Annotated in this window: 6 protein-coding genes; 2 read left to right on the forward strand and 4 right to left on the reverse strand. The window is 69.2% G+C overall.

Annotated features, from left to right (window positions below):
• Together G406_RS47295 and G406_RS0115910 are read right to left on the reverse strand one after the other, a co-directional pair.
• Positions 1-2,935: hypothetical protein (locus G406_RS47295; RefSeq protein ID WP_037076921.1), on the reverse strand; the 2,935-nt coding region annotated here is incomplete at its 3' end.
• Between the two features lie 1,080 nt (positions 2,936-4,015).
• Positions 4,016-4,504: a GNAT family N-acetyltransferase gene (locus tag G406_RS0115910; protein ID WP_037076922.1), complete on the reverse strand. Its 489-nt coding sequence runs from the start codon at positions 4,502-4,504 to the stop codon at positions 4,016-4,018.
• A gap of 224 nt (positions 4,505-4,728) precedes the next feature.
• On the opposite strand from G406_RS0115910, the gene G406_RS0115915 reads away from it, so the two are divergent.
• Positions 4,729-5,211, forward strand: a complete 483-nt coding sequence (locus tag G406_RS0115915; RefSeq protein ID WP_028934607.1) for a hypothetical protein — start codon at positions 4,729-4,731, stop codon at positions 5,209-5,211.
• An 83-nt stretch (positions 5,212-5,294) separates the two neighbouring features.
• Here the strand turns inward: G406_RS0115915 and G406_RS0115920 are convergent, their stop codons facing one another.
• Positions 5,295-6,173, reverse strand: coding sequence for a metal-dependent hydrolase (locus G406_RS0115920; protein ID WP_028934608.1), 879 nt, complete (start codon positions 6,171-6,173; stop codon positions 5,295-5,297).
• Between the two features lie 115 nt (positions 6,174-6,288).
• Here G406_RS0115920 and G406_RS0115925 point away from each other — a divergent pair, with 115 nt between their 5' ends.
• The gene (locus G406_RS0115925) at positions 6,289-6,882 is read left to right on the forward strand and encodes a TetR/AcrR family transcriptional regulator (RefSeq protein ID WP_028934609.1); all 594 of its coding nucleotides are present in this window, start codon (positions 6,289-6,291) and stop codon (positions 6,880-6,882) included.
• A 357-nt stretch (positions 6,883-7,239) separates the two neighbouring features.
• Here G406_RS0115925 and G406_RS56890 read toward each other — a convergent pair whose 3' ends face one another.
• On the reverse strand, positions 7,240-7,389 hold the full coding sequence (locus G406_RS56890) for a hypothetical protein (RefSeq protein WP_156934923.1): 150 nt from the start codon (positions 7,387-7,389) through the stop codon (positions 7,240-7,242).
• Positions 7,390-7,397: the final 8 nt, after the last annotated feature.

Below are 7,397 nucleotides of genomic sequence, written 5' to 3' on the forward strand. Positions count from 1 at the left end.
CGGACGGCTTGCTGTTCTGGGTGAGGGCCTTGCTGAGCTGGTCGGACAGTTCGTCGAGTGCGTGGCCGACCTTGGTGGCGGTCTTCTTGCCGGCGATGTCGCGGACGATGCCGGTGGCGAGGTCGGTGAAGCGGTCGTACGCGTCGCTCAGGTTCGGCGCGGGTCGCTGTGGGGTCTGGCCGTTGGTTCCGGTGTTGCCGCCGACCAGTGTGAGCAGCTTCTGGACGAACCCGGCGGTGAGGCCGCGGATGTCCTCGCCGAGCTCCTGGCCGTGACCGGTACCGGCCGAAGCGGGCCGGGTCTGGGCGGCCGGCCGCGTTCCACCGTTCTTGCCGGCGCCGGAGAGGAGCTGCTCGAACAGTGAGCTCAGTGCCTGCTGGGTCTCCTGGCCGGCTTTCTTGCCCGCGGTCTGGGACACGAGGCCGGAGGCGACGTCGACGAAGTGGCCGAGTGCGTCGCCCGCGCTGGGCCGCCGCGGGACCTGACCGGATCCGGTGCCGACCAGCTTCAGCAGTTTCTGGACGAAGCCGGTGGTGAGCGCGGTGATGTCCTCGGCGAGCGAGCCGCCGGGCTGCTGCGCCTGCGGTCGAGCAGGGGTGCCGCCGGTCGGCTGGTTCGAGGTGGGCTTGGTGATGCCGAGCTTGCCGAGCAGGTCGGTCAGGAAGGTGTTCACCGAGCGGCTGATCGTTGTGGCGAGGTTGTCGCCGGTGGTCGGTTTCTGCTGGCCCGTGTTGTTCTGTGTGCCGCTCGCCGGGGGCTTGCTGTTCTGGGTGAGGGCCTTGCTGAGCTGGTCGGACAGTTCGTCGAGTGCGTGGCCGACCTTGGTGGCGGCTTTCTTGCCGGCGATGTCGCGGACGATGCCGGTGGCCAGGTCGGTGAAGCGGTCGAACGCGTCGCTCAGGTTCGGCGCGGGTCGCTGTGGGGTCTGGCCGCTCGTTCCGGTGTTGCCGCCGACCAGCTGGAGCAGCTTCCGCGCGAAGTCGTGGGTGAGCGTGCCGATGGTCTGGCCGAGGTCGGCGGACGGACGCGACTGGGCGGGCGACCCGGTCTGGCCCGGGTTCCGCTGGCCCGCGCTGTTCTGGGTGAGGGCCTTGCTGACCTGCTCGGACAGGTCGTCGAGTGCGTGGCCGACCTTCTTGGCGGCCTTCTTGCCCGCCACGTCCCGTACGACCCCGGTCGCCGCGTCGACGAATCGGTCCAGCACGTCGGTCAGGCTGGGTGCGGCAGGCTTGCCCGCCGTCTGCGCGGAACCGCCGGAGGTGCCCGTTCCGGCCGATCCACCAGCCCGACCGACGAGCGAGAGCAGCTCGGAGACGAAACCCTGGGTCAGCTTCCCGATGGCCTGGCCCAGGTCCGCCGGGGACTGGGGCCGGCCGGCCGACCCGGGCTGCCCCTGGTTCGTGCCGCTCGGCCGTGAGATGAAGTTCTGGATCAGTGACGTGATCGCCGAGGAGAGCTGCGCTACCGCGCTCTCGACCCGATCGCCCACGTGGTTCTTGTTCTGGTCACCGCTGTTTCCGACACTGTTCTGACCGTCTGACGCGTGCGTCGCCGGAGGGCCGCGACCGCGCAGGGCCTGCAGCAGGTTCGATTCGAGCTGGTCGAGCCCGGCGCACCGGGTTCCGTTGTCCAGGTCGCACCCGGCCGTCTTCCGCGCCGAGGCGAGCATGCCGGTCAGCTGGTCCCGGTCGCCGTCACGCGAGCCGGCTCGCTTGTCCCGGTCGACCGCGATGGTCCGGTCACGGGTGGAGTCGGCCAGCGCGAGCTGCGCGGCGCCTCCGCCCTGGCCGGCCGCGTTCATGCCTCTGCCGAGCGCGGCACCCTGTTCCAGAGCCGACTCGACCTGGCCGGCGACCCGCGACAACGCCTGATGGGTTCGCTGGCCGGCGTCACGGCCACCGACGGTGGAGACGACCCCGGAGACCAGATCGACCACGGTGGAGAACAGCTGCTCCACACCCGGCCCGGTCATCGACGAGTTCGATCCGGTGACGCCGACCTTGCGCAGCCGGTCGGTGACCGTCGGGTCGGAGACCGGAGTCGTGGCGGCGGCCCCGTTCTTCCCGGGGCTCGACGCGGTCGGAGCGGAGCCGGCGGGAGACTTCTGGGCCTGCGCGAGATCGTTCTGGGCGAGCCAGCTCTGGACCAGTGAGGTGATGCGCTGAGCAAGCTCGTCGCCATCGGCCGACCCGGGCTGCTGCCGCTGTCCGGTGCCCGACTGCTGGGCCACCGGCTGGGCGCTGCTCTGGTGACGGTTCTGGACCGCCTGGTTCTGGTGGTTCTGCGCGGCCTGGTTCTGGTCTGTCGGTGTGCTGTGCGCGTTCGGCGCGCCGGAGCCGGTCGCACCGCCGGAGCCGCCGCCGAGCACCCGGTCGATCAGTGTGGTGACCAGACCGAGAATCCGATCGACGATCGACGAGCCGTCCGTTGCTGTCGGCGCCGAGTTCTGCGCGACGCCGGTCGAGCCGTTGTCCGAACCGGAAGTGGCGTCGCCGCCGAACAACCCGCGCACCCAGTCCAGCAGACCCGAGTCGTCGGCGGGCTCGGACACAGCCTCGGTGGAACCGATACCCGATGCGCTGCCACCGCCCCGGGTGGTGGCCGTCCAGTCCGGGAGCTCGTCGTCGGTGGGCTCCGACACGTAGCCGGTGGCGCCCGAGGTACCGCGCCCGCCGCCGGTGGAGGTCCACCAGTCGGACAGGTCGGAACCGTCGCCGCCGAGCCCGGAGTCGAGATCGGTGAGCGTGCTGGCCGCGGCCAGCCGGACGTCGTGGCGCTCGCCGCCCGCGACGTGGCCGCCGAGGAACACCGTGGCGATCAGCAGCATGCCCGCGGCCGCAAGGACCTTCCCGAACGACAGCGACAGCGCCACTCGCGACAACAGCGGCGCGACGATGCCGAAGCACCGCCTGCCTGCCGAGGTCGCGCTGATCACGATGCCACTCCGATACGAGAGAGCCGGACATGAGGAAGAGAGGAGATCGGAACCAGCCGCGGTGATCTCACGCGGGGAACATCCTCGGTGTCCGACGCCGTACGAGGGCTTTCCGGCGAACCGAGTCGATCAGATGCAGCCGCGGTGGCTGCGCGCTCTGAACTGGTCGATGCCAGCCGCGGTCGTCCTCACGCGGGGGCACATCCTCCGGCCGCGACGCTGACTACGCATCTACGAACGGCCGAGTCGATCAGCAATGTGGGCCATGACTTCTGACGTCACATCGGGGCCTTGAGCTGGCCTTCACTCGAAGTTAGCCCACATCGCTTCCGTTCGCAAACAAAAAACCGAACCGGCAGAGCCCCTTTCCGGCAGATCATCACCGGCCTTGATGACGAAACGTCGATTCAGGGCACGAGCAACGGGCGGTCATGGCCGCGTCGAATACGCGGCCACTCATGGCCACCTGTCCTCGGCGGCCGTTGCCGGGAGCCGTGGCCAACGCCGGTGGCCGTGGCCGCGACCGCTGGACGGCCACCGGGTGACCGGCCACCTGGCCTGGCCACAGGTCGATGAGCAGGCGGAATGGCCGTGGCCACACCGGCCGTGGCCACGGTGCGGCCGCGCCCGGTCAGGGTGAACATGCTGGACAGGACTGTGAATCAGCACGGTCGATGAATCACATCAGCTGTGCTGATCATCGGGGTCCGGCGGCCGCGGCCATCAGCCGCCGGAGTGATTCGCCGGCCGAATAATCAGCACGGGGACAAATCGCCGATGCGATTGTCCCGGCCGATTCCTTCGTCCGGTCCCGGACGGCCGCGGCCGTGGCCGGCGGGCTCCGGGGACGTGGCCGTCGCGGGAAAGGGGCGGGGGCTCGCCGAGGCGGGTCCGCGCGGCCGGTGAGGCATCAGTACACGTGATTCGCCGAACTCGAGCGAGTCTGTCCCGGATCACAGAACCGGGCGGGTGCCGTCGTCGTTGAACCGGGTGGGCCGCTCACTGGTATGGGATGTGGGTGGCGCGGGGCGCGGTAGCCGTTATCGACCCAACGGCGACCGCGCCCCGCACACATCATGGCTACCGCTGGGTGCGGAACCGCGCGATGGACGAATCCTCGCTCCAGCGTCGGAGCCCGGCCTTCTCCAGCACACGCACGGACGCCGGGTTGGCGAGTTCCACATCGGCTTCGACGGTGTGTACGCCGGGCGCGGTCAGCCCGTGAACCACGATCGCGCGAGTGGCTTCGGCCGCGTAGCCCCGGCCACGTCGTGACTCGACGATCCCGTATCCGACCTCGAGCGCCCCGTCGGTCGGCGGCCAGAACAGCCCGATGGACCCGACCACCAGCCCGGTCGATCGTTCGAGGATCAGTCGGTGGCCGTACCTGTCGAGGCCGGCGGGGTGGTCGCGCAGAAAGCCCGCGATGACCTGGTCACCCTCGGCGGGGAAGTCCTCCGCCCAGTGCGGCAGGCGGGTGTGGTCGAGAACAGCGGTGAGCTCGTCGGCGGACCAGGTCCGGAGGACGAGTCGGTCAGTGGTCAGGTCGGCGGGGATGAGGGAAGTCAAGCGACACTCCTGGTCGGGTGGGACGACCGGGCCGCTGCTTATCCTCGCGCGACCCGGACATGGGCATGCTGATGAACCGCCTGGCGGGCCATATTCATCAACCTCCTCACTCCGGGCGCAGCTACCTGCGACTTCGTGTGCCGAACAGTATCAAGCCGCACGAGACCCGGACCGCGTCCGAGGGTGCGTTGATGGCACCGTGAGAGGGATCCGAGGGGAGCGACATCGTGCGTATCGGAATCACCGGGCACTCCAACCTGGCCCCGGACAGCGTCGCCTCGGTACGGGCGGCGTTGCTGGACCTGCTGGCAGCGGCCGGGCGGCCGCTGGTCGGGGTGACCTGCCTCGCGCGCGGCGCCGACCAGCTGTTCGCGCGCGCCGTTCTCGACGTGGGCGGTGAGGTCGAGGTCGTGCTGCCGGCCGCCGACTACCGGGAGCGCAAGGTCGGGCCTGCCGATGCGGCCGAGTTCGACGAGCTGATCGGCAGGGCCGCCGAGGTGCTGACCTTGCCGTTCGAGAGGTCGGGCCGCGACGCCTATCTGGCGGCCGGCGAACAGGTACTGAGCACGGTGGACCGCATGATCGCGGTCTGGGACGGGCAACCGTCGGATGGCCGTGGCGGCACCGGCGACATGGTGAGCGCGGCCCGGGAACGCAACCTCCCGGTGTCCGTCGTCTGGCCGGACGGCGCCCGCAGGACACTCTGAGACGACCTCGCGGACCTTGATGTCGCATCGCAGACGCTGCGGTGTCTGCGACGCGACGTGTGGCTCTGCGAAGAGACGCGGGGTCAGGCGATGGGCCTGCGTAGCTGGTCGTTCAAGGTGCCCTGCTGGCCGAAGAGGCGGTCGCGCCACTGCGTTTCCAATGCGACCGTGTCGCGCTTCGCGGGGTGGAAGTCGCGCCGCCGGAACCTCGGCATGCCGCGCAGGACGCCGCGCAACGCCTTGCCCGGGCCGAGCATCGCGCGCAGGCCCTCGGCCAGGTCACCGCGCCGGGTCAGCGCCCCTTCGGTCACCAGCAGCCACCCCCAGCTCGCCAGGAAAGCGGGCCCGACGGTCGCCAGCACCAGCAGCTCGGCGAGGAGCCGTTCGGCGCGACGGTTGCCGACCAGCTCGTACACCTCGTAGCTGACCGACTTGTGCTCCAGCTCCTCCAACGCGTGCCAGAGCCACAGTTCGCGCAGGTCAGGATGGATGTCGCCGTCCGCGCCCTCGTACACGAGGGTCTCCTCGGCGTACAGGGCGGTGAAGTGCTCCATGAACGCGGTCGCGGCCAGCTGCGTGCGAGCCGGGAACCGGGACAGCGCCGCCAGCGCGAGACGGATCGCCCGGTCCGGCACGCCGAGCCGGAAGCCACGCTCGGAGAAGACCTCGTTGAGCCGCTCGTGCTCGCGGCTGTGGATGACCTCCTGGCCGGTGAACCCGGCCACCTGCGCACGCAACGTCGGATCGGTCACCCGGTTCTTGAAGTGGTTGACCGACTGCACGAAGAAGTCCTCGCCGGGCGGGAAGAACGCCGACAGCACGGCCAGGTAGGTGGTCGCGGTGACGTTGTCCGCGTACAGCCAGCGCGGCATGTCGCCGGAGAGCTGGAAGTTGAGCTGGCGGGCCGGAATCCCGACGTCGATCCCGCGCAGCGGTCGGGACCTGGGGGTCTGCTGCGTCATTGCCGCACCTCACAAGGCTCGTTTACAGTTCTCGCTCGACTGTAAGCGGGTGGTGTGATGGCGGTCAAGTGCGCGGCTTACACCCAGTAGGCTTCTGTCAACGACAGGAGGATGAGTGCCGCAGGCGCAGGAGATTCGAGCGCGAGTCCTGGCCGCCGCCGAACAGTGCCTGCTGGAGGGCGGGTTCGGCGACGCGCGGCTGCATTCCACGATCGCGCGCCGGGCGGGGCTGTCCCGGCCGACGGTCTACAAGTACGTCGGTGACCAGGATGCGATCAACGCGGCGCTCATCCAGCGTGAGCTCGGGGTGTTCCTCGAACAGCTGCAGCCGATCATGGACCGTCATCTCCCGTTCGCCGAGCACCTGGTCACCGTGATGGTCTTCGTGGTCGGCCATGCGCGGGAGCACCCGTTGCTGCAGGCCGCCCTGCGGGACGCCCCGCAGCTGCTGCTGCCCTGGTTCACCACTCGCGCCGGCGTGCTGATCGAGCAGGTGGAGACGGTCGCGACGGACACCGTGCGGCGCTACATCGACGACGGCGAGCTGCCCGACGTCGAGCCGCGAATCCTGATCGACGCGATGTGCCGGATCGCGCTGTCCCTGGTGTTCACCAACGGCGTGGTCGATCTGAGCGACCCGGACGCACTGCGTGCCTACCTGGTCGGCTTTCTGAACCCGCAACTGTATTCCAGGTTGAATAAAGGTTAACGAGCCGACAAGAATGAGCGGGAAGCCATTCCGGGTTTGCCCGCCGCGGGTGTGGTCGACTAACTTGAACGACGAACCGCAGTAGTTGGGTTCAGTGCGTCGTCGGGATTTCAGGCTCGCACAGAAGAACGACCCGACGGGTCTCCGCGTGACATCGACCGCGGCTGGTCCGGAGGGAGGACGACGGCTGCCCTCGGGCTGCCGGCCCATGGAGTCAACGCGGCTTCTGGGTGCGTTGCTGCTGGTCAATCGCATGCAACGCCGATCGACTCGGCTGTCGGCAGCCCGAGGATGTGCCGTGGTTGGGCCTGGGAGCCCGAGGCGGACACCGATCCCCTTTCGTTTCTTTCGCATTCTTCAGATGGAGCGGCAGCACATGATGATCGTGGCCACAGCAGACAGGCGGTGCACCAGCACCGTCGTGTCGCTGTTGTCGCGATTCACGTTCAGTGCAATTGTCGCCGCGGTCGGACTGGTCTGGATCGCGCTGACCGCGATCTCGACCAATGCCGAGT

Origin of the sequence: Actinospineispora spinosispora DSM 44797, from assembly GCF_000429025.1 — a bacterium.
GTDB classification, from domain to species: Bacteria; Actinomycetota; Actinomycetes; order Mycobacteriales; family Pseudonocardiaceae; genus Pseudonocardia; species Pseudonocardia spinosispora.